Genomic DNA, 18883 nt, shown 5'->3' on the forward strand with positions numbered 1-18883 from the left:
GATATACTTTATAGATATCCTTTAATTCAATCAAGGTATTTTCCACGCTATATAACCTCCTTGCAGCCCTTAAGGCTGGCGGTCGCCGTTGCCTGTACTGCGGCTTCCGCTACCGGAGCCACCGCCTTCACTGCGGTACCTGACTCCGGAACCAGAGCCGGAGCCGCCTGGGCCTACGTTTACACCGCCCATACCTCCCGGCATCATAATGTTTGTTGAGGTGCCTACAGTGGTTTGTGCAACGTAGACCTCCTGGTTCTCTTCCAACCCGCTGGTAATTTCCACATAATCATCACTGATTAAGCCTGTGGTAACTTCTACCGCCCGAAAGCCTGCCGGAATATTCCCCTGGGGCTCCTTCACCGTATCATCCTTTACATAGACCTGATTTCCCCGTATCAGCGCATCGGCCGGTACGGCAAGGACGTCAGCAGCTTTATCCAGAATGATCACTCCATCTACGTTCATACCGGGGAGAAGCTCATCCATGCCATCATTTAAGGTGACAGTAACAGGATAATTGGTAACACCATTGGAAGTAGAACTCTCAAGGCTGACATTGGTAACTGTTCCGGAAAAGGTTTTACCGGTTACGGCATCTGCCGTAATGTTTACTTCCTGGCCTACTTTCACGGACTTTACGTCCAATTCATCCACAGACATTTTAAAAGTATAGGCGGACATATCGTATATGACTGCCAGAGTTGTACTGCCGCTGGAGCTTTTGGTAATCTTATCTCCCGCTTTCACGGTTTTTGTAATGACCTTTCCGGATATAGGAGCGGTAATGGTGTAGTTATCATAAGTATTCTCGGTGCTCTCCAGCTTGCTTTTTGCTCCTTCCAGAGTTTCCTGGGCCTTTTCCATGGTATCTTTATAAGTGCGCAGCAGTTTATCCGCAGACTTGCTTTCCATTGTAAATAGAGGAGTGCCCTTCGTTACATAATCACCTTCATGCACCAGCAGGGTTCCTACCTCCACGTTGGAGGATAAGTCCGCTTTCATGGTCGACTCAAGCTTGGGTTCAAACGTTGCTTCCACACTGCACACATAATCGCCTATCGCTGCCGTAGCCGGGGTTTCCGTGGTAAGACCGCCTGGATTTGTAACCTCAATGGTGACATAACGAACGATACGCCCTCCTGTTAAGGTTACATCCATATTGCTGACAGAAGTGACTGCGCCCTGAATCTGCTCTCCCGTATCTGTAAGGGTCAGAACTGCCGCCTGTCCGGCCGTTATCTGGGCTGCCTCTCCGGAGAGGAACGGAAGCTTGATCTTCATGGTTTTATCATCATAAATAGAGGCAATTTCCGTATTGTTTCCTACTTTATCTCCTTCCTTAATGGAAAGCGATTTTATGTACCCGCTCTCTGTGGATTTATAGGTATTTCCGCTGTAATCACCTAAAGCAGAATTATAATCATTCAGCGCAGTTTGATAATTTTCCTGGGCTCTGGACAGGGAGTTATTCACCGATGTCATCTCCGATTCCATGGATGACGTATCAATCTGGTAGAGGATCTGTCCCTTTTCTACCTCGTCTCCCTCTTCAAAATCTGCTGCAATGACTTCTCCTTCCACCAAAGAGGTAATGTCATAGGTATTCTGAGGAGAAATGGTTCCAGAGGAGGATAGCTCAGAGACAATGTCCTGCTTCGTAACTTTTGCAGTTCTTATGCTCTTTGATTCGGCGGATGCTTCCTTTGATTTTTTAAAGCTTGCCGCCGCCATCACTCCTGCCAGCACCGCAAGGATTATGATAAGAAGGATCAAAATCTTTTTTCCCTTTATCCGACCTTTTCTTTTTTCTTTTGAAAATAATTTCTGAATGACTTTTTTCATTCCGGCTTCTCCTGTTAATCTTCTATTCTATATAATCAATGACAGTCCGGGTTTCATTTCCATCCTTATCTACAGACAGGGTATAGACCAGATTCACGGTATCACCTACCCGAAGGTCCCCATAGGAAGAAAATGCAAACTTCATCTCAGTGCTGGTAAGCTCATAGGTGTTGCCGTCATCCAGTATGATTGCTCCCGGTGTCATTAAATCAGAAGAATCATAAACAACGTTTGTGATTTCCCCAAATACGGCGGAGCGTCCGCTTTCATTTTCGTTTCCAATGGTATAAAGCCACACGGTTTTAGAAATGGTATGATAATATACCAGAACTCCGTCTTCGCTTTCCAAGGAAACATCAATCGCATTGCTGGAATTATTAACAGGTTCTCCATCAAGATAAATATTGGCTTCACTAAGCTTAAAAGGCAGAATGGATTTGAGCCTGCTGCTGCTTTTTGCGATCTTCGGTCCCTTGATGCTGTTGTCGACCATTGAAAACGGATCGATCTCCCCATCACTGGTCAATTCGCAGTCCAAGCTTTTTCCAAACATGGTTCCAGATTTCGTATCTGTTTTTAACAAATTATAAAACAGGTTGATGCAGTCTTCTTTATTTAAGACTTCCAAAGCTTCTTTATTCAGATTTTCATCCAATTCCAGAAAATGATATTTGGAAAGCCTGGAACCGGTCTGGTCACCTGTAAAGTCAGAATTTACATAGCCCAAAAGTCCTAAAACTCCTTTTACCCCTTCCTGAAGTGTTATGGAATCGTCTGGTTTAAAATTTCCTCCTAAATATCCGTTCATCCACCCCTGTTCCGCTGCAATCCTGATTTGGGATGCATATTCATGGTTTCTTGGAACATCGGCAAATACGGAAGTGTTGCTGGTCTTGCCGGCCGTGCTTCGATAGGAGGATGCATTTACCAGCATGCTGGCAAATTCTCCCCGCGTTACCGACAGATTCAGATTCCCGGTGTTCATGATTCCCGAAACTCCGACTACCTTTTTTCTTAAATCAAAACTACTTGACGCCTCAGTTATCATAGGGCTGACTGCCGTCGCGGCCATTACAAAAGCCAGGGAAGCCGCTATTTTACGTCCGTTCATCCAGTTTCTCCTCTCATCATTCAAATCTGAAACTTATTTTAACAGGCGCTTATGTCTGTTTTGTGACAGTAAGCTGAAATTAACCTGAAACTTGGTATTTCTGACGAAAAGTTCCTCGTATTCTTTATACCATAGCAGACTCTGGGTATGTTATTTCAGCTTATTTTAAGCTTAATCCATTATGATTAACATAACTAAGGAAAATTTCTTAACTGCCGCGTTCTCCGAATAAATATGCGAGCATATTTGTACGCACAAAAATGTAAGATTGCCTAACAGGCAGTCTCAGCTTATAATAGATGTCAACAGGTACATAATAATAAATATAGGAGAATCGAATCATGAAGGTATTGATTGTAGAAGACGAAGTAAGGCTGGCCGATGCTTTGGGACAGATTATGAAGGAACAACATTACCAGGCTGATATTGTGTATAATGGTACTGACGGTTTGTCCTGCGGTCTTTCCGGGGAATATGACGTCATTGTTTTAGATGTCATGCTGCCGGGAGAAAATGGTTTTCAAGTGGTGAAAAAGCTGAGAGAGGCCCGCATCCAGACTCCTGTTCTCATGCTGACCGCTCGGGATGACATTCAGGATAAGGTAACCGGACTTGACAGAGGAGCTGATGACTATATGACAAAGCCCTTTATACCGGAAGAACTGTTAGCCCGCATCAGAGCCCTCTCCCGCCGCCAGGGAGAAGTGATTGTAGAAGAAATGAAATTCGGAGACTTGACACTTACTCTCTCCGCAAATGATTTATGCTGCGGCACCAAATCCATTCATCTTGGATATAAGGAATTTGAAGTGTTAAAGATCCTTATGAGCAATTCCGGAAGGATCGTTTCAAAGGAAACTCTCATCTCAAGGGTATGGGGCAGCGATTCCGACGCAGAGGACAATAATGTTGAGGCTTATATTTCCTTTTTACGCAAAAAGCTGAATTTTGTGGGTTCAAGGGTGGAAATCAGCACTCTCCGAAAGGTCGGATACCGCCTGGAGGAAACAACATGATAAAAAAATTAAGAAGACGGTTAGTTTTGGTTAACATGATTTTTGTAATAACCATTCTTTCCGCAGTTCTTGGTATCTTTTACTACGCCAATTTTAAACGCATCGAGCGGCAGACCGTCATGGCTCTTTACCAGGCCGCCGACCGAAACCAGCCGGACCATCTGCCGGATAAGGTGGAAATCACCCGCAGACCTCAAAGGAATCTGCCGCCTCTTGTCCCTATTTTCGTGGTTAATTTAAACAATCGCAACTCCATAGAAAACATAAGGGAAAACAATTTAACGGTTACAAGGGAGCTGGCTTCTACCCTGGTGGAGCTGGCAAAAGCAAATGACTCTTCCCAGGGGGAACTTAAGGATTATTCTCTTCGCTACCTTAAAGTTTCCTCCGCAGAGGGTACGAAAATAGTATTTGCAGACCAAAGATATGAACGGAATAATTTAAAAGCCCTCCTGATCAATTGTTTTTTGGTCTTTCTTGCGGCGGTTTTTCTTTTTTTGATCCTGAGTATTTTCCTTTCCCGTCTGGCGTTAAGGCCTGCGGAAACCGCATGGCGGATGCAAAACCAGTTCATTGCCGATGCATCCCATGAACTTAAGACACCTCTTACTGTGATCCTGGCCAATTTACAGATTCTTTCCCTTCATAAGGAATGCACCATCATGGATCAGCAGAAATGGCTGAACAACACAAAAGAAGAGGCAGAACGCATGAAACAGCTTGTGGAAGAACTGCTCTTTTTGGCCCGCTCCGATACTGGGGCCGTCCAGGCCTCCCAGATGGCAATGGCTCCTCTGGATTTCAGTGACATCGTATTAAACGGAGTCCTGCTTTTTGAATCCGTTGCCTTTGAAAATAAGGTGAACCTGGAAAATAAAATTGATCCCGGCATTATCCTGGAAGGCTGGGAAGTCCAGCTAAAGCAGGTAATCAACATCCTGCTGGACAATGCCTGCAAATACGCTGGAAAACATGGTTCCGTATCTGTCAGCTTAAAGAAATCATCCCATAATGCCGTCTTGACCGTTCAAAATACGGGAGACCCTATTCCCGAAAAGGAGCAGATCCATGTCTTTGAGCGGTTTTATCGGACGGATGAATCAAGAGTCCGTAAGGAAGGAGGCTATGGACTTGGCCTTTCCATTGCAAAGACCATTGTTGACCACCATAAGGGAAAGATTAACCTGACCAGCAGCCTTGAAACAGGAACTATTTTTACCGTCAGCCTTCCCCTCTCTTCCCGCCAACATATAAACAGAACATAAAAAAGGAGCAATTGCAGGTTTTTACCTCAATTGCTCCCTTCTTTTATTTATTTAGAAACTGCAATTCCATGATCCTCAATTCTCTTTCTGATACCCAGCATTCTTTCGTCGGTCTGTGCGATCACGTCCGCACACTCCCGCAGTTCTTCGCTGATTTCCTGGGAGTACTCTTCCACTTCTTTTTTATATTTTAATTGGTGGTCCAGACTGGCCCAGAAATCCATGGCAATGGTACGGATCTGGACCTCTGCCCTCATCCATTTTTTCTGGTCGGAAAAGAACACGGGGATCTCTACGATCATATGATAGCTGCGATAACCATTTTTTTTGGGGTGGCGGATGTAATCCTTAATGGCAATGATATGTACATCATCCTGGCGTGCCAGCATATCTGCCACTGCATAAATATCATCAAGGAACGAGCATATTACGCGGATTCCTGCAACATCATCCAGATTTTCCATCATGGATTCCAGGGAAACCGGCAACCCTCTGCGCTGCAGCTTTTCCACAATGCTGATGGGCTTCTTTACTCTTGATTTAACCATTTCAATTGGGTTTCTGGAGTTCCTAACTGACAGTTCATCATTAAGGACTTCCAGCTTTGTCTTGATCTCCCGGATGGCACAGGTATACATCATCATAGCTTCCTGAAACTGGTATGCCTGCTTCATAAGCGGGTCCGGAACCTGAACCAGATTGGGAACATTCACAATGGACTGGTTCAATTCACTATTGGGGTTCATGCTAATATTCATTCTTATCCCTCGAAACTTACATTACTTTAAGCTTTCTCTGCTGCCGAAACTGCCTCGTTAAGCCAGTTCACCTCTAAATACTCGACCGTACCGCCATCCACTGCGGCTGCGATCTGTGGATCAATGGGGATTTTAGCCAGAACAGTAAGACCATTCACTTTGGCTGCTTCATCTACGCGGCTCTCCCCAAATACAGAAATCTGCTTCCCACAGTCCGGGCAAATCAAGTAACTCATGTTTTCCACCAGCCCCAGAATCGGTATGTTCATCTTTTTCGCCATATTTACCGCTTTTTCAACAATCATGGTAACCAGCTCCTGAGGAGAGGTGACAATGATAATTCCGTCCACAGGAAGGGACTGGAACACGGTTAAGGGCACATCTCCGGTTCCCGGAGGCATGTCCACGAACATGTAGTCAATATTATCCCATAGGGCTTCCTGCCAGAACTGTTTCACAGCTCCTGCAATGACCGGCCCCCGCCAAATGACAGGATCCGTCTCATGATCCAGAATCAGATTCGCTGACATCACTTCAATTCCTGTTGCCGTGATAGCCGGGATCATAAGACCACCAGGCGTCATGCCCACACCGTAATCCGAAAGGCCAAAGGCCTTTGGAATGGAAGGGCCGGTTATATCCGCATCAAGGATTGCCGTTTTATAACCTTTCCCGTTCATACCTACAGCCATCAGGGACGTTACCAGGGATTTGCCCACGCCGCCCTTTCCGCTTACAACCCCAATTACCTTTTTTACTGTGCTGGCAGGGTTAAGGGGTTCTAAAAAGCTTACCTGTTCCTCTCGGCTGCCGCAGTTCTCCTGGCAGGTATTACAATTATGAGTACAATTTACCTCACTCATTGATGATTCCTCCTAATGAATTATAGTCTAATATATGGAAGACGGCTTTTTTTAAGCCATCTGTTTCTATCGAATCCGTAACATAACCGGCCGCACTCTTTACTTCGTCAGAGGCATTTCCCATGGCAATACCAAGGCCCGCACCGGTTATCATGGAAATATCGTTATTGCCGTCGCCAATGGCAGCCATCTCACCGGCAGAAAAGCCGTAATGCTCTGCCATCTTCATGATCCCGTTCCACTTACTTCCGCCTGCGGGAATCACATCACAGCCCATCTCATCATGCCAGCGCATGAACTCACAGCCGCAAAGATACTTCTTCAGCTTCTGCTCCATGTCGTAGGATACATAAGGTATTATCTGGTAAATACGCTGGTTTTTGGCCCGTTCTACATTTAAAACCGGAGGAATCCTGGTTCCTATATCTGACTGGACCTTTTCCACTACATGATTCACCATATTGATGTACATGCGGTCCCCTTCCATAAACATACATGGAAATGGCTCTTCCTCCAAAAACATTAAAGTTCTCTCAACTTCACCAGGATCTATGGGCAGATCATAAATGATCCTGTCCCCGCTATAGCAATACTGGCCGTTTAGCGTCACATAGCCGTCAAAGGGAATTCCCTCCAGAAGGTTTTCTTCTTCCATTTCAAGCTTATGGCGACCCGTTGCAATAAACAGCAGGATTCCTGTCTTTCTGGCTTCCAAAAGTGCCTCTTTTGTACTGTCCGGAATCCGTTTTGTTTGAAAATCCCGAAGCGTTCCATCAATATCAAAAAAAATGGCCTTTATCTTCTTTTCCACTTTTCCATCATTCCTTCTTAATCTGATTATTCTTATCTGTGCCCGTCACAACATGCAAACACTTAAGATTATAATATATCTTATCTGAACTTGCAACGCAAAGGAAGATAAAAGGACGTTTTGGGCCGTTCCGACAAGCTGCGATAGCAGCTATGAGGTTATGCCCGGTGAAGCGTGGCACGCTGTGAGCAAGCAGGGCCGCAGATTGCAAATATCCGATTCTTGGCAAAAGGCCTGTGCCGTCATCAATGACGCTACAGGCCTTTGTTTTTTATTTTGTTCCCGCAGTCCTAACATTACGGATAGTTTTAAAAACCCCCATGGTATCCAGCGCTTTTGACATGGAATAAAAAATCATGGAATCAATCGGCCACATGACCAGGTTTTTAAGTGCCCTTGCCGGAAGAAGTACCATAAAGCCCTTTCCGTACAGGATAGAAAGACACATGGTATTAAGTATCACGTTACATACCAGCATGACTAAAAGCTTGGAAACCAGGACCCTTCTTAAGGTGATCGGCTTTCTGTAATACATGCAGCCATACATGATACCTGCCAGAACAGTTACCAGGGTCAGTCCCGGAAAAAATGCTCCCGTAGGCTTTAAGAGGTATTTAAGCACATCCATACTTCCGGAAAAAAGGCCTCCTACTACCGGACCAAACAGGTATGAAACCATTCCATTGGGAATGGAAGAAAAACTGATCCGGATGTAATTTCCCATGTTAATGGAAAACATGCCCAAAACAATTGCTACTGCGCCAAACATGGCGGCTGTGGTAATGGTTCTTACAGACTTCAGCTCTCTGTAAGAATCGGTGAACAAAGTGACGAATTTTTTCATAAAAAATACCTCCTTTGCAGACCTCTAACTACAACCGGAGATAATATTCCTATCTTCTGATGCAGCGGGATGCGACCGATGTACCGCAAGAAAATCTTTTCGTCCGGCTGACAACTCCCTGTTCAGCTGGCACTTAACGCACACGGGTCTACTCTGCGACTATTAAATTGTATTTTGTAACGCCATCAGTATATCATAGATTTCCTGGAAAGCAAATATTTTTTTTAGATTTTCTTCCTTTCTCCACTATGTAATGAACAAAAAAAGCGATCAAAACGCCAAGAATCAGCCCTCCCAGTACATCGGTGGGAAAATGAACAAACAGATACATTCTGGAAAAACCGATAAGCGCCGCCAGTATCAGGGCCGCAGTTCCCCATTTCCGATTGTAAAGCCAGATGCTAACAGCTCCTTCAAAAGATGCCAGGGTATGCCCGGAGGGAAAGGAATAGTCTCTTGGATTATGAATTAAAAGGGGCACGCTGCTGTCGATCCAACAAGGCCTTTCTCTGGCAATCACGTTCTTAAGGAACGTATTTCCAACCAAAAAGCCGGCTGCCAGGGATAAAATAACACAAAGTCCCACGATTCTTGTCTTTTTAAAACACAGCAAAATAACTCCGGTGAGGATCCAGAAAATCCCGTGATCTCCCAGACTGGTTATCTCCTTCATAAGCACATCCAGCCAGGGAGTATGTAACGATTGTAAAAAATACAGAATACCAAATTCCGTACCAGCCATCATGATTTTTTACTCCTTTTCATTCATGTGTCTATTATATCAAGCAATGAGCCAACCTCCTCTTTAGCGGCATTTGGCGAATGCAGAGAAATATTAGGCACTAGTATCTATTATACATTGTTCTCCTTAAATTTAACAACAAAAAAATTGCCATGATAATAAAACCATTTGACAAGCCCTAAATTTAAGTTTAGGATAAACCATAGTTGAAAAGTCAGGAAGGACACTAAGGAGGCTATTTAATGAAATACATCAGACAATTCACTATAATTCTATTTATATCTCTGGCAGGAGAAATCATACATCTGTTGGTTCCTCTTCCGGTCCCCGCAAGCATCTATGGTCTACTGATCATGCTGATCGGGTTAAGGAAGAAATGGATTCCATTGGAGGCAGTCGAGGACGTCAGCATATTTCTCATAGACATCATGCCATTGATGTTTATCCCGGCGGCCGTCGGACTTCTGGATTCCTGGGGAGTACTAAGGCCCATTTTAGTTCCTTTTCTGGTCATCACCCTGCTTTCCACAATCATCGTGATGGTAATTACCGGAAAAGTGACTCAGCTATTTATTAATAACAACAGAAATGGAAAGGCAGAAAAAAATGAGTAATACAGTAAGTGATTTTTTGTTTTTTGGTGCAGTGCTCAGTCTCTTAAGCTATGAGCTGGGACTCCGTTTAAAGAAAAAATTCAAATGGGCTATCTTCAACCCTCTTTTAATATCCATCTGTGTTGTCATGGTATTTCTGTCTGTATTTCACATTGATTATGAGGTGTACGATAAAAGCGCCAAATACATCAGTTATCTTTTAACGCCGGCCACCATTTGCCTGGCAATCCCTCTTTACCGCCAGATGGAACTGCTTAAGAAGCATTCAAAAGCCATTATAGCCGGAACCCTGACCGGGGTTTTCACCACAATGACCACCGTACTGCTTCTGGCTCTGGTCTTTGGTTTAAATCATCAGGAGTATGTTACATTTCTGCCAAAGTCCATTACCACAGCCATTGCAATGGGAATTACGGAGGAAATGAAGGGATATGTGACCATAACGGTAGCCAGCATCATCATCACTGGCATCCAGGGAAGCATCATTGCGGAAGCTGTGTGCAAGATATTTAAAATTACGGACCCCATTGCCAAGGGCATTGCCATCGGTTCAGCTTCCCATGCCGTGGGAACTACAAAAGCTTTGGAAATGGGGGAAATCGAAGGGGCTATGAGCAGCCTTGCCATAGCAACCTCCGGACTTTGTACCGTTATATTTGCTTCTGTATTCTCTGGCTTCCTGTAATATCCTCTCCCATCTCAAAGAGTTCTGCTTGAGAAGGGATTAACTTGCAAAGATAACAGGAGGTTTAAAAAGCATAATTTCAAAAGTTATGCTTTTTAAACCTCCTGTTGTCTGACCTGTTAATTCTATATTTGATTAACCCTAAAGCATTTGAAGAATCTCCTCCAGACCAAAGTTTTTATCCGTCCGGAATATTCGTTCCATTTCATTGAGGTTCACATCCGAATGCTCTACCTCTCGGGAAAACCGGTGAGACAGATGAACAAATTCCTTAAAATCCAGGCTGCCGTCATTTCTTTTAAAAACAGCCTGGGCTATTTCCTGAATAAGAATTGTGCTTACTGCGGCAAGCTTTACTTTCACATAGGGGTGTTCGTCATAAACAGCTCCGCAGAAATAGGTGAAGATAAAGTATACCATAAGCTGTTCGCTCCACCGCTCCCATTGACGCTTACGGCCTTCATCCTCCATTAAATACCAGTGAAAAGCTTTTCTGTTTTCCTCATAGCTTTCTGCACCGGCATCAAACAATATCCTTTTAAGAGTACCCAAATATTGTGGCCAGCTCTCATTAAGCACTTCAAGCTTTCCAAACAGAGAAAACCATTTCTTCATCTTTTTATAACGGATCCTGTCTTCTATCCTGCGAACAGCCATTTTCTTTTCTACCATCTCGGCTCCGGCCGTCCCTTGATACCGTTTCATTAATTCATCCAACTCAAATAATTTTTCCTCATTGATTCTCCGTTGCATATCATGAGAAAACCCCAGTGCCATGGCAGTGCGCAGACTGCAATCCATGTCCCGGTTTTGCAGGAAGGATAAAATCAGGTCCCTTGCATCCATAAGCTTGGTAAACAATAAAAAATCAAAATCAGGATAGGACTCCTTTCTTTCATCCTCTTTTGTAAAAAAACGGACAGGATCTTTACAGCCAAGAATCAGACCGGCAGCTTCCTCACAGGATAAGGACAGAGAAATTTCCCTGACCCCTTCGTATTCTTCTATATGCCTTGGATAATCCCGGCAGGTTTTGCAAAGCATTCCCGGGCCGGCTTCTTTATAGATATCGCACAGATTGTCCTTATTTAAGAACGCACACCGGCCGTCACACTGCTTAAAGGAGCCATTTTTCCAGTCAATCCACTGATTAAGCCTTCTGCCAAAAGCATCCTTTCGCATTTGGTATCGTTTCTTAGTATGATCATCGATCATGATGGCCCAGCCTGCACAGCAGGTATCCGGGCACTCTCCGGCTACACAGCGGAATTTATTATAATAATGAGGTATTGTATACTGCATAAATAATTGCTCCTGTTTTTGATAACGATTATACCTCAAATAAAAATGGGGTGCAACCCATTTAAATGAGCGGAACCCCATTTTATAATCAGATTATAATTTCCCAAATGCAAGGAACAAAAACAGTATACCGCTGACCCAGGTCAAATCCCAGCCTTTTAACGCTGCAATCTTATGTCCCAGAAATAGGCCGATATACATGACGGCAGTACCCACAACCATGGCGGAAAGGGCCGTAAGCCCCGGTGGAATCATCAGAAATCCGGATAAAGCCCCAGCTACCAGACTGTCCAAGGACATGGCCAGGGAAAACATGATGGTTTCCTTCCAGGACAGAGACTTCGAGTGATCCCAGTCTGCCGCCAAAGGATTCCCGTATATATTTATGATGATGCTCAGGCCGGAAATAGAGAATGTAAGATTCTTTTGAACGTTTACATGGTTGTTAATATATTTTTTAATGGTATAATCCAGAAGCTTTATAATGCCCAGAAGAAACAGGCAGGAAAATGCAGCCCCTTTTGCAAAACTTTCCGGTACCAATCCGCTGATCACGCTTCCAAATATAAGAGCAGCTCCCAGACAGCCGCTGCAAATCAAATTTACTGCGATAACCTTTCCGCAGGAAATCTTCAGACGGTTAGCCCCGTAGGCAATGCTGGCAACAAAGGTGTCGGTGCAAAGCGCCAGCACAAGAATTAATATATCACGCATATCCTGGCAAACTTACCTTTTTATTTTAATATATTCATTCATGGCCTGTCTGGGACCCCGGAATCTATCGAATTTTCCACTCCTATACAAGAACAAAAAAGCAGGGGCTGTAATATGCCCCTGCTTCTTGCCTGTTTATTACTGGCACAGCTTCTTAAATTCATCTGCAACAAACTGTACCTGGGGTCCTACGATAACCTGTACGCTGGTCTTACCTGGCCTGATGACACCGGCAACGCCTGCGGATTTGATCTTCTTCTCGTCTACCAGAGTATAATCTTTGATCTCCAGTCTTAATCTTGTAATACAGTTATCGATGCTGGTGATGTTATTCTTACCGCCAAGTCCTTCCAGAAGAATGGAAGCAACTGCCGTATAGTCGTTATTGGAAAGAGTGACTATGTTTTCATCTACATCATCATCTTCTCGTCCCGGAGTCTTAAAGTTAAACATTAAGATTGCAAGGCGGAACACGAAGTAGTAAACAGCTGCATAAACAAGGCCCAGCGGGATAATAAGCAGAGGATTTACAGCCATAGGAGCCTTAAAGCTCAAGAACCAGTCAACGAAACCTGCACTGAAGTTAAAGCCTGCACGTACAGGAAGCAGGGCGCAGATTGTTAAGGAAATACCAGTTAAAATTGCATGGATTAAGTAAAGGCCTGGAGCAAGGAACATGAAAGCGAATTCCAGAGGTTCCGTTACGCCTGTAAAGAAGGAACAAACTGCTGCTGCAAGCAATAAACCATATGCATTTTTCTTTTTACCAGGTTTTGCGGTATGATACATAGCCAAAGCTGCAGCCGGAAGACCGAACATCATAACCGGGAAAAATCCTGTCATGTACTGACCTGTCTGACCCAGGACACCATTTCCTGACCAGAAATTACCAAGGTCGTTTACTCCTGCAACGTCAAACCAGAATACGGAGTTCAGTGCGTGATGGAGACCTACCGGGATCAGAAGACGGTTGAAGAAACCATAAATACCAGCTCCTATTGCGCCCAATCCCAGGATGCCCTTACCAAATGCAACCAATCCTGAATATACAACCGGCCATATAAAGAATAAAACAAGGCAGGCTACCAAAGAAACAAGTGCTGTGACAATGGCAACAGACCGTTTACCACTGAAGAATGCCAACGCATCAGGAAGCTTGGTATTCTTAAACCTGTTATAGCAGCTGGAACCGATAATACCGGATACGATACCGATAAACTGGTTTCCAATCTTACCAAAAGCAGGATTCACTTCGCTGACATCAATTCCTTTCAGCATGGCAACCACTCCAGGTGAAAGAATCGTCTGAATCATCAGCCAGGAAACAATGGCTGCAAGTGCTGCGGTACCCTCATGGTCATCTGCCATACCAACACCTACACCGATTGCAAACAGAACTGCCATGTTATCGATGATGGCGCCTCCTGCCTTAATTAAAAAGGCAGCAATGGCACTGTTAGCCCCCCAGCCGGTGGGGTCAATCCAGTAACCAATTCCCATCAGGATGCCTGCCGCAGGCAAACATGCCACCGGAAGCATCAATGACTTACCTAGTTTTTGCAAATACTTCATCATAATAAAGAAACCCCTTTCTTTTTGTCCTAACGGACATTTTTTATCCACACCTGCTGCCAAGCAGGTTCAGATCACATTTCTTCCAAAACGGTGCAAAGCGCGGTCATGGCCGCCGCCTCATCCTCTCCGTCAAACCGAAACCGGATGATGCTTCCTCTTTTGGCTCCAAGCCCCATTAATGCCAAAAGGCTTTTACAATCCGCTTTGTCTGATTCCCACTGGGCTTCTATGCTGCACGAATATTTCCTTGCTTCCATAAAGATCATGGAAGCCGGCCTGGCATGAAGTCCCAGGGGATCTTTTAATTCATACAAATACTCCCTCATTTTAATACCTATAATTCGATGATTGGTTCCAGTTCCTTTACCTGCATCCCTGTATGGCATACCATATCCGGATAATTCGGCGTATTACAGACGATAACCGGAGTAATCACCTCATATCCTGCTTCCTTTATGGCTGCCATGTCAAATTCAAGAAGAAGCTCCCCAGCTTTCACTTTGTCTCCTTGCTTTTTATGAGCAGTATAATGCTCCCCTTTTAAATTGACCGTATCAAGTCCTACATGGACAATGATCTCAGCGCCTTCCGGAGTCGTTATGCTGACAGCATGCTTTGTCTCAAACACCACCGTCAGGATTCCGTCGGCCGGAGCCACAATTCTACCTTTTGCCGGAATAATGGCGACTCCTTTTCCAAGAATCTCCTGGCTGAATGTGGGATCATTCACTTCACTTAAGGGTACTACTGTTCCTTCAACCGGGGCCAGAATTTTTTCTCTTTCTTTTTCTCCCCCTCCACCGAATATTTTTTTTAATGAATCAAACATAAATGATTCTCCTTTCTACTATAGCCTCATTCTCTTGATGTGAACCGCCAGATATGCGGTCTCTTCTTCTGTTACATCGTGATGGTATGTTTCCATGATATAATCCTTAATTTTTAAACTGCACCTATATTCCTCCGGGTACATCTCGGATATTAATTGGTTAAATTCAACATTCCCGCTGTTTAACAGCTCCTTTGTAACGATTCTTTGTGCCAGAAACCTTAAATGGGTAACAAACCGCTGATAATTTAAAGACATTTCATCAGGTTCCATTGAAAAATATTCTTTCACAATCCCTACGGTATTCTGGATCAGGTTTGTGATATCAATGGTATCACGCATGGCGGTATTAAATTCCGCATTGACGATGTGAAACGCAATGAATCCCGCCTCGTCAACAGGAAGGGTTATTCCTATCCTCCGCTCAATTAATGCGATGGCGTATTCACCGATTAAGTATTCCTCTTTGTAAAAGGTTTTTATCTCATTAAGCAGAGGGTTAGAAAACTTCATCTTCTGCTTAAATCGGTGAATGGCAAAATTGATGTGGTCCGTCAGCGTTATGTATATGTTTTGATTAAGACTCCTGTTTAATACGCTTTTCGCGTAATTTATGATTTCCGTAGAAACCTGGATGTGTTCAAGGGGAAGGTTCACCAGCAATTCTTTAAATTTGTCAACATTGTTCTGGCTGTCCAGACGGAATACTTTTTCAACTGCGCTCTCCGGAATCTCTTTTCCCGGCTTCATACCGAAACCGATTCCCCTGCCCATGACTATAATTTCTTTTCCATCCGGCTCCAGCGCACTGACAATATTGTTATTGATTATTTTGTCAATTTTCATACAATGTCCCATCCTATAAAATAAAAAACCAACTTCGACCACGAAAATAAAATTTCATTTTCCATAATCAAAATTGGTTTTGCCTGCTTTCCAGTAACAATCCACTTTATATATCCTTGCTATAACTATACCAGTTATTTCAAAAAAGTCAATAAAATTTTATACATTATTTATATTTTTTATAATTCCTCGATTTTTTGCCTAAATCCTCTCTCCTTTAATTTCCCGAAGGATCAAAAGCATCTCTTAAAGCGTCTCCAATGAAATTAATACTGACAACCAGCAATATGATCATCAGTCCCGGCGGTACCCACAACCATGGCTTGGAAGTGAGGATGGAGATGGATTGAGCTCCATTTAACATATTGCCAAGGCTGGACTGTGGCGGTTGAATCCCCATACCAAGAAAGCTTAGGGCTGCTTCATCTAACATCGATATGGCGATAACCGAAGTCGCATATACCAGAATGGGTGCGACCGTATTGGGAAGTATCTCAGAAAACAGGATATAACGCTTTGGCATTCCTGCGACGCGGTCCCCCTGAATAAAATTCATCTCCCGGATGGATAAAACATTCCCTCTGACCAGCCGGGCAATTCCGGGCCAATCAACAAAACCGAGAATCAGAATAATATTTAAAAGGCCCGGGCGAAAGATCGCGGCAGAAACTAATACAAGCAGGATATAAGGAAAGGACATGACCATATCAGTAAACCGCATGATAATCATATCAAGGATTCCTCCGAAGAACCCGGATACCAGGCCCAGAACCACACCCACAACCGTGGATACAGCAGTAGCAGCAAATCCTACCAACAATGAGATTCGAACGGCGTACAGCATTCTGCTTAATACATCCCTTCCCACCTGGTCGGTTCCAAGCAGATGCTTTAAGGAAGGCGGATCGCTGAATCCACCGACCACCTTATTCGGGTCATAAGGCGAAAGAACCGGCGCCAGCAGCGCACATAGGAGGATTATAGCCAGGAACACGGTGCTGGCCACAGCCAATTTGTGTTTTAAGAACCGCCTCATTACCGTATTGCGGTATGCATTATCTTCACTGATTATTGTTTTATCTCTATTCATACATTTTCTCCTGCTTTTAATACGTAATCGTCGGATCTACCAGTGCGTAGATGATATCTGTCAGCAGGTTTGCCACCAGAACAACAATGGCGGACATCAGACAGACGCCCATAATGACCGGATAATCTCTGCTGATAATTGCACTCATGGTCATCATCCCGAGCCCTGGCCAGGAAAATACCTGTTCTATGATGATGGCTCCGCCAAACAAGATCGGTATATGCATCCCGAATACAGTAATGACCGGAATTAACGCATTGCGAAGCGCATGTTTATTAATCACCAGAAATCGGCCAATTCCTTTTGCCCTTGCCGTTCGCAGATAATCCATCCGAAGTATCTCAAGCATGGCGCTGCGGATATAACGGATATTTGTCCCCGCCATGGAGGTCGCCAATACAATCACAGGCATGATCATATGCCTGAGGACATCAATGGCACTTTTCTGCGCTCCCAGGGTATACATACCGCTGGAGGGCAGCCAGCCAAGCCTGACGGTAAAAAGATAGATCAGCACCAATGCCAGGAAAAAACTGGGGACACTGCTTCCAAGGAAGGAAAGCGTAACTACGGTATAGTCCTGCGGTGTATATTTGTGGACTGCGCTATAGATTCCTGCCGGTACCGCAATCAGCATACTGACAAATAACGAGACGGACATGAGCAGTAACGTTGGCCCAATATAGATTTTAATCATTTGGCTTACCGGTTGGAAACTCTTCATGGAATATCCCATGTTGCCCTGAAGTAGATTTGTCAGCCAGATCCAGTATTGTACATAGACAGGCTTATTAAGGCCCAAAGCTATTCTTTTCGTTTCGATGGCCGCCTCGGACACTCTGGGGCCCTGGAGCAGTTCCAATGGACTTCCTACCATAGTCATGATCAGAAAATCGATTACGGTTATGCCTATCAGGACCGGGATAGCGATAAGAATACGCTTAATAATATATTTAAGCATCCGCACCCTCCTTTGGCCGTTTACCCAGGGTCAGCACCGGACAGGCCGCCAGGTGCCCGCTTCCTGGCTGGACCTGGATCAGCGCCGGCTCCGATCGTTTGCATTCCTCTATGGCATAGGGACACCGGCTGTGAAAATGACAGCCGGAAGGAAGATCCTTATTGGAAGGCAGTTCCCCCTGCAATATTACTCTTTTTCTGCCTCTGGCCTCAGGATCGGGAATCGGTGCTGCACTGCACAATGCCTGCGTATAAGGGTGCACCGGATTATCAAACAGTTCTTTTGCATCCGCAAGCTCCACAATTTTCCCAAGATACATGACGGCAATTCGGTCACTGATGTATTTGACCGCATCCAGACCGTGGCCAATAAACAGATAGGTAAGCTTTAGCTCCTTTTGCAGATCACGAAGCAGATTAAGAATCTGAGCCTGTATTGATACATCAAGGGCACTGACCGGCTCATCACAGATGATCAGCCTGGGGTTAAGAGACAGCGCTCTTGCGATTCCAATCCTTTGCCGTTGCCCGCCGGAGAACTCATGAGGATAACGCCCCTTCGTATTTTTCGGAAGTCCCACCATATCAAGCAGGCGGTCAACCTCCCTATGGACATTCTGTTTTGTAGTGACGCCATGATACAGCATTGGATAGGATAGAGTTTCAAAAATACGTTTTTTCGGATTAAGGGAGGTATAAGGATCCTGAAACACCATCTGTATCTGGGTGCGGATTTGCCTCATTCCAGCCGCCGACCGGTCCGTGAACGGCTGTCCTTCATATACAATGCTGCCCTCTGTGGGAGTTTCTAACGCTGCCAGCTGCCGCCCTATGGTGGATTTGCCACAGCCGGATTCACCTACCAGTCCCAGAGTTTCTCCCGGATATAGTTCAAAATCCACACCGTTCACAGCATGGATGAACCCAACTGTATGTGGAATAATACCGTCGCGAACCGGATAATATTTTTTTAATCCCTTTATCTCTGCCAGAGGTTGTCGTTCCTTTTGCAT

20 protein-coding genes and 1 riboswitch are annotated in these 18883 nt (G+C 44.5%); of the genes, 4 read left to right on the top strand and 16 right to left on the bottom strand.

Annotation, left to right across the window (positions count from 1 at the left end):
• Positions 1–69: 69 nt before the first annotated feature.
• Together BMW45_RS24550 and BMW45_RS24555 are read right to left on the bottom strand one after the other, a co-directional pair.
• Positions 70–1845 carry an efflux RND transporter periplasmic adaptor subunit gene (locus tag BMW45_RS24550; protein ID WP_092250132.1) on the bottom strand — a complete coding sequence of 592 codons (1776 nt, stop codon included), beginning with the start codon at positions 1843–1845 and terminating at the stop codon, positions 70–72.
• Positions 1846–1867: 22 nt separating this feature from the next.
• Positions 1868–2956 (bottom strand): S-layer homology domain-containing protein, encoded by a 1089-nt coding sequence (locus tag BMW45_RS24555; RefSeq protein WP_092250135.1) that lies wholly within the window; start codon positions 2954–2956, stop codon positions 1868–1870.
• A 341-nt stretch (positions 2957–3297) separates the two neighbouring features.
• Between BMW45_RS24555 and BMW45_RS24560 the strand changes: the two genes are divergently transcribed.
• The gene (locus BMW45_RS24560; protein ID WP_092250139.1) at positions 3298–3972 is read left to right on the top strand and encodes a response regulator transcription factor; all 675 of its coding nucleotides are present in this window, start codon (positions 3298–3300) and stop codon (positions 3970–3972) included.
• Entirely contained in the window at positions 3969–5237 is a 1269-nt protein-coding gene (locus BMW45_RS24565) for a sensor histidine kinase (RefSeq protein ID WP_092250142.1), read from the top strand. The genes BMW45_RS24560 and BMW45_RS24565 overlap by 4 nt, the downstream gene beginning before the upstream one ends.
• Positions 5238–5284: 47 nt before the next feature.
• Here the strand turns inward: BMW45_RS24565 and BMW45_RS24570 are convergent, their stop codons facing one another.
• The 5 genes from BMW45_RS24570 to BMW45_RS24590 all read right to left on the bottom strand — a co-directional run bounded on the left by BMW45_RS24570 (position 5285) and on the right by BMW45_RS24590 (position 9255).
• Entirely contained in the window at positions 5285–5995 is a 711-nt protein-coding gene (locus BMW45_RS24570) for a GTP pyrophosphokinase (protein WP_092250145.1), read from the bottom strand.
• Between the two features lie 26 nt (positions 5996–6021).
• Entirely contained in the window at positions 6022–6858 is an 837-nt protein-coding gene (locus BMW45_RS24575; RefSeq protein WP_092250148.1) for an Mrp/NBP35 family ATP-binding protein, read from the bottom strand.
• Positions 6851–7669 carry a Cof-type HAD-IIB family hydrolase gene (locus BMW45_RS24580; RefSeq protein ID WP_092250151.1) on the bottom strand — a complete coding sequence of 273 codons (819 nt, stop codon included), beginning with the start codon at positions 7667–7669 and terminating at the stop codon, positions 6851–6853. Before BMW45_RS24580 ends, BMW45_RS24575 begins: the two co-directional genes overlap by 8 nt.
• 271 nt (positions 7670–7940) lie before the next feature.
• Entirely contained in the window at positions 7941–8513 is a 573-nt protein-coding gene (locus tag BMW45_RS24585) for a folate family ECF transporter S component (protein WP_025233263.1), read from the bottom strand.
• Between the two features lie 60 nt (positions 8514–8573).
• Positions 8574–8671: riboswitch (THF riboswitch) on the bottom strand.
• A 35-nt stretch (positions 8672–8706) separates the two neighbouring features.
• Positions 8707–9255, bottom strand: a complete 549-nt coding sequence (locus BMW45_RS24590) for a phosphatase PAP2 family protein (protein ID WP_092251179.1) — start codon at positions 9253–9255, stop codon at positions 8707–8709.
• 242 nt (positions 9256–9497) lie between these two features.
• Between BMW45_RS24590 and BMW45_RS24595 the strand changes: the two genes are divergently transcribed.
• Together BMW45_RS24595 and BMW45_RS24600 are read left to right on the top strand one after the other, a co-directional pair.
• A complete protein-coding gene (locus BMW45_RS24595; protein ID WP_092250154.1) occupies positions 9498–9869 on the top strand; it encodes a CidA/LrgA family protein in 372 nt (123 codons plus the stop codon).
• Entirely contained in the window at positions 9862–10554 is a 693-nt protein-coding gene (locus BMW45_RS24600; RefSeq protein ID WP_025233266.1) for an LrgB family protein, read from the top strand. Before BMW45_RS24595 ends, BMW45_RS24600 begins: the two co-directional genes overlap by 8 nt.
• A gap of 141 nt (positions 10555–10695) precedes the next feature.
• Here BMW45_RS24600 and fliB read toward each other — a convergent pair whose 3' ends face one another.
• From fliB to BMW45_RS24645, 9 genes are all read right to left on the bottom strand, one after another.
• Positions 10696–11856 (bottom strand): flagellin lysine-N-methylase, encoded by a 1161-nt coding sequence (gene fliB, locus BMW45_RS24605; RefSeq protein ID WP_092250157.1) that lies wholly within the window; start codon positions 11854–11856, stop codon positions 10696–10698.
• Positions 11857–11949: 93 nt separating this feature from the next.
• Positions 11950–12570, bottom strand: coding sequence for an MntP/YtaF family protein (locus BMW45_RS24610; protein WP_092250160.1), 621 nt, complete (start codon positions 12568–12570; stop codon positions 11950–11952).
• A 138-nt stretch (positions 12571–12708) separates the two neighbouring features.
• Positions 12709–14145 carry an N-acetylglucosamine-specific PTS transporter subunit IIBC gene (nagE, locus tag BMW45_RS24615; RefSeq protein WP_092250163.1) on the bottom strand — a complete coding sequence of 479 codons (1437 nt, stop codon included), beginning with the start codon at positions 14143–14145 and terminating at the stop codon, positions 12709–12711.
• 71 nt (positions 14146–14216) lie between these two features.
• Complete coding sequence (locus tag BMW45_RS24620) at positions 14217–14459, bottom strand: HPr family phosphocarrier protein (RefSeq protein ID WP_242883222.1); 243 nt, start codon at positions 14457–14459, stop codon at positions 14217–14219.
• Between the two features lie 20 nt (positions 14460–14479).
• Positions 14480–14974 (bottom strand): PTS sugar transporter subunit IIA, encoded by a 495-nt coding sequence (locus BMW45_RS24625; protein WP_025233271.1) that lies wholly within the window; start codon positions 14972–14974, stop codon positions 14480–14482.
• 18 nt (positions 14975–14992) lie between these two features.
• Positions 14993–15820, bottom strand: coding sequence for a BglG family transcription antiterminator LicT (gene licT / locus BMW45_RS24630; RefSeq protein ID WP_092250166.1), 828 nt, complete (start codon positions 15818–15820; stop codon positions 14993–14995).
• A gap of 217 nt (positions 15821–16037) precedes the next feature.
• Positions 16038–16910: an ABC transporter permease gene (locus BMW45_RS24635; protein WP_092250169.1), complete on the bottom strand. Its 873-nt coding sequence runs from the start codon at positions 16908–16910 to the stop codon at positions 16038–16040.
• A 16-nt stretch (positions 16911–16926) separates the two neighbouring features.
• Positions 16927–17871 carry an ABC transporter permease gene (locus tag BMW45_RS24640; RefSeq protein ID WP_092250172.1) on the bottom strand — a complete coding sequence of 315 codons (945 nt, stop codon included), beginning with the start codon at positions 17869–17871 and terminating at the stop codon, positions 16927–16929.
• Positions 17864–18883: an ABC transporter ATP-binding protein gene (locus BMW45_RS24645; RefSeq protein ID WP_025233275.1), complete on the bottom strand. Its 1020-nt coding sequence runs from the start codon at positions 18881–18883 to the stop codon at positions 17864–17866. The genes BMW45_RS24640 and BMW45_RS24645 overlap by 8 nt, the downstream gene beginning before the upstream one ends.

The sequence above is a fragment of the Lacrimispora sphenoides genome, assembly GCF_900105215.1.
Classification (GTDB): Bacteria; Bacillota; Clostridia; order Lachnospirales; family Lachnospiraceae; genus Lacrimispora; species Lacrimispora sphenoides_A.

Coding starts and splice junctions, on each gene's coding strand:
- BMW45_RS24550 (WP_092250132.1), bottom strand. CDS start 1,845: ATGAAAAAAGTCATTCAGAAATTATTTTCAAAAGAAAAAAGAAAAGGT.
- BMW45_RS24555 (WP_092250135.1), bottom strand. CDS start 2,956: ATGAACGGACGTAAAATAGCGGCTTCCCTGGCTTTTGTAATGGCCGCG.
- BMW45_RS24560 (WP_092250139.1), top strand. CDS start 3,298: ATGAAGGTATTGATTGTAGAAGACGAAGTAAGGCTGGCCGATGCTTTG.
- BMW45_RS24565 (WP_092250142.1), top strand. CDS start 3,969: ATGATAAAAAAATTAAGAAGACGGTTAGTTTTGGTTAACATGATTTTT.
- BMW45_RS24570 (WP_092250145.1), bottom strand. CDS start 5,995: ATGAATATTAGCATGAACCCCAATAGTGAATTGAACCAGTCCATTGTG.
- BMW45_RS24575 (WP_092250148.1), bottom strand. CDS start 6,858: ATGAGTGAGGTAAATTGTACTCATAATTGTAATACCTGCCAGGAGAAC.
- BMW45_RS24585 (WP_025233263.1), bottom strand. CDS start 8,513: ATGAAAAAATTCGTCACTTTGTTCACCGATTCTTACAGAGAGCTGAAG.
- BMW45_RS24590 (WP_092251179.1), bottom strand. CDS start 9,255: ATGGCTGGTACGGAATTTGGTATTCTGTATTTTTTACAATCGTTACAT.
- BMW45_RS24595 (WP_092250154.1), top strand. CDS start 9,498: ATGAAATACATCAGACAATTCACTATAATTCTATTTATATCTCTGGCA.
- BMW45_RS24600 (WP_025233266.1), top strand. CDS start 9,862: ATGAGTAATACAGTAAGTGATTTTTTGTTTTTTGGTGCAGTGCTCAGT.
- fliB (WP_092250157.1), bottom strand. CDS start 11,856: ATGCAGTATACAATACCTCATTATTATAATAAATTCCGCTGTGTAGCC.
- BMW45_RS24610 (WP_092250160.1), bottom strand. CDS start 12,570: ATGCGTGATATATTAATTCTTGTGCTGGCGCTTTGCACCGACACCTTT.
- nagE (WP_092250163.1), bottom strand. CDS start 14,145: ATGATGAAGTATTTGCAAAAACTAGGTAAGTCATTGATGCTTCCGGTG.
- BMW45_RS24625 (WP_025233271.1), bottom strand. CDS start 14,974: ATGTTTGATTCATTAAAAAAAATATTCGGTGGAGGGGGAGAAAAAGAA.
- licT (WP_092250166.1), bottom strand. CDS start 15,820: ATGAAAATTGACAAAATAATCAATAACAATATTGTCAGTGCGCTGGAG.
- BMW45_RS24635 (WP_092250169.1), bottom strand. CDS start 16,910: ATGAATAGAGATAAAACAATAATCAGTGAAGATAATGCATACCGCAAT.
- BMW45_RS24640 (WP_092250172.1), bottom strand. CDS start 17,871: ATGCTTAAATATATTATTAAGCGTATTCTTATCGCTATCCCGGTCCTG.
- BMW45_RS24645 (WP_025233275.1), bottom strand. CDS start 18,883: ATGCAAAAGGAACGACAACCTCTGGCAGAGATAAAGGGATTAAAAAAA.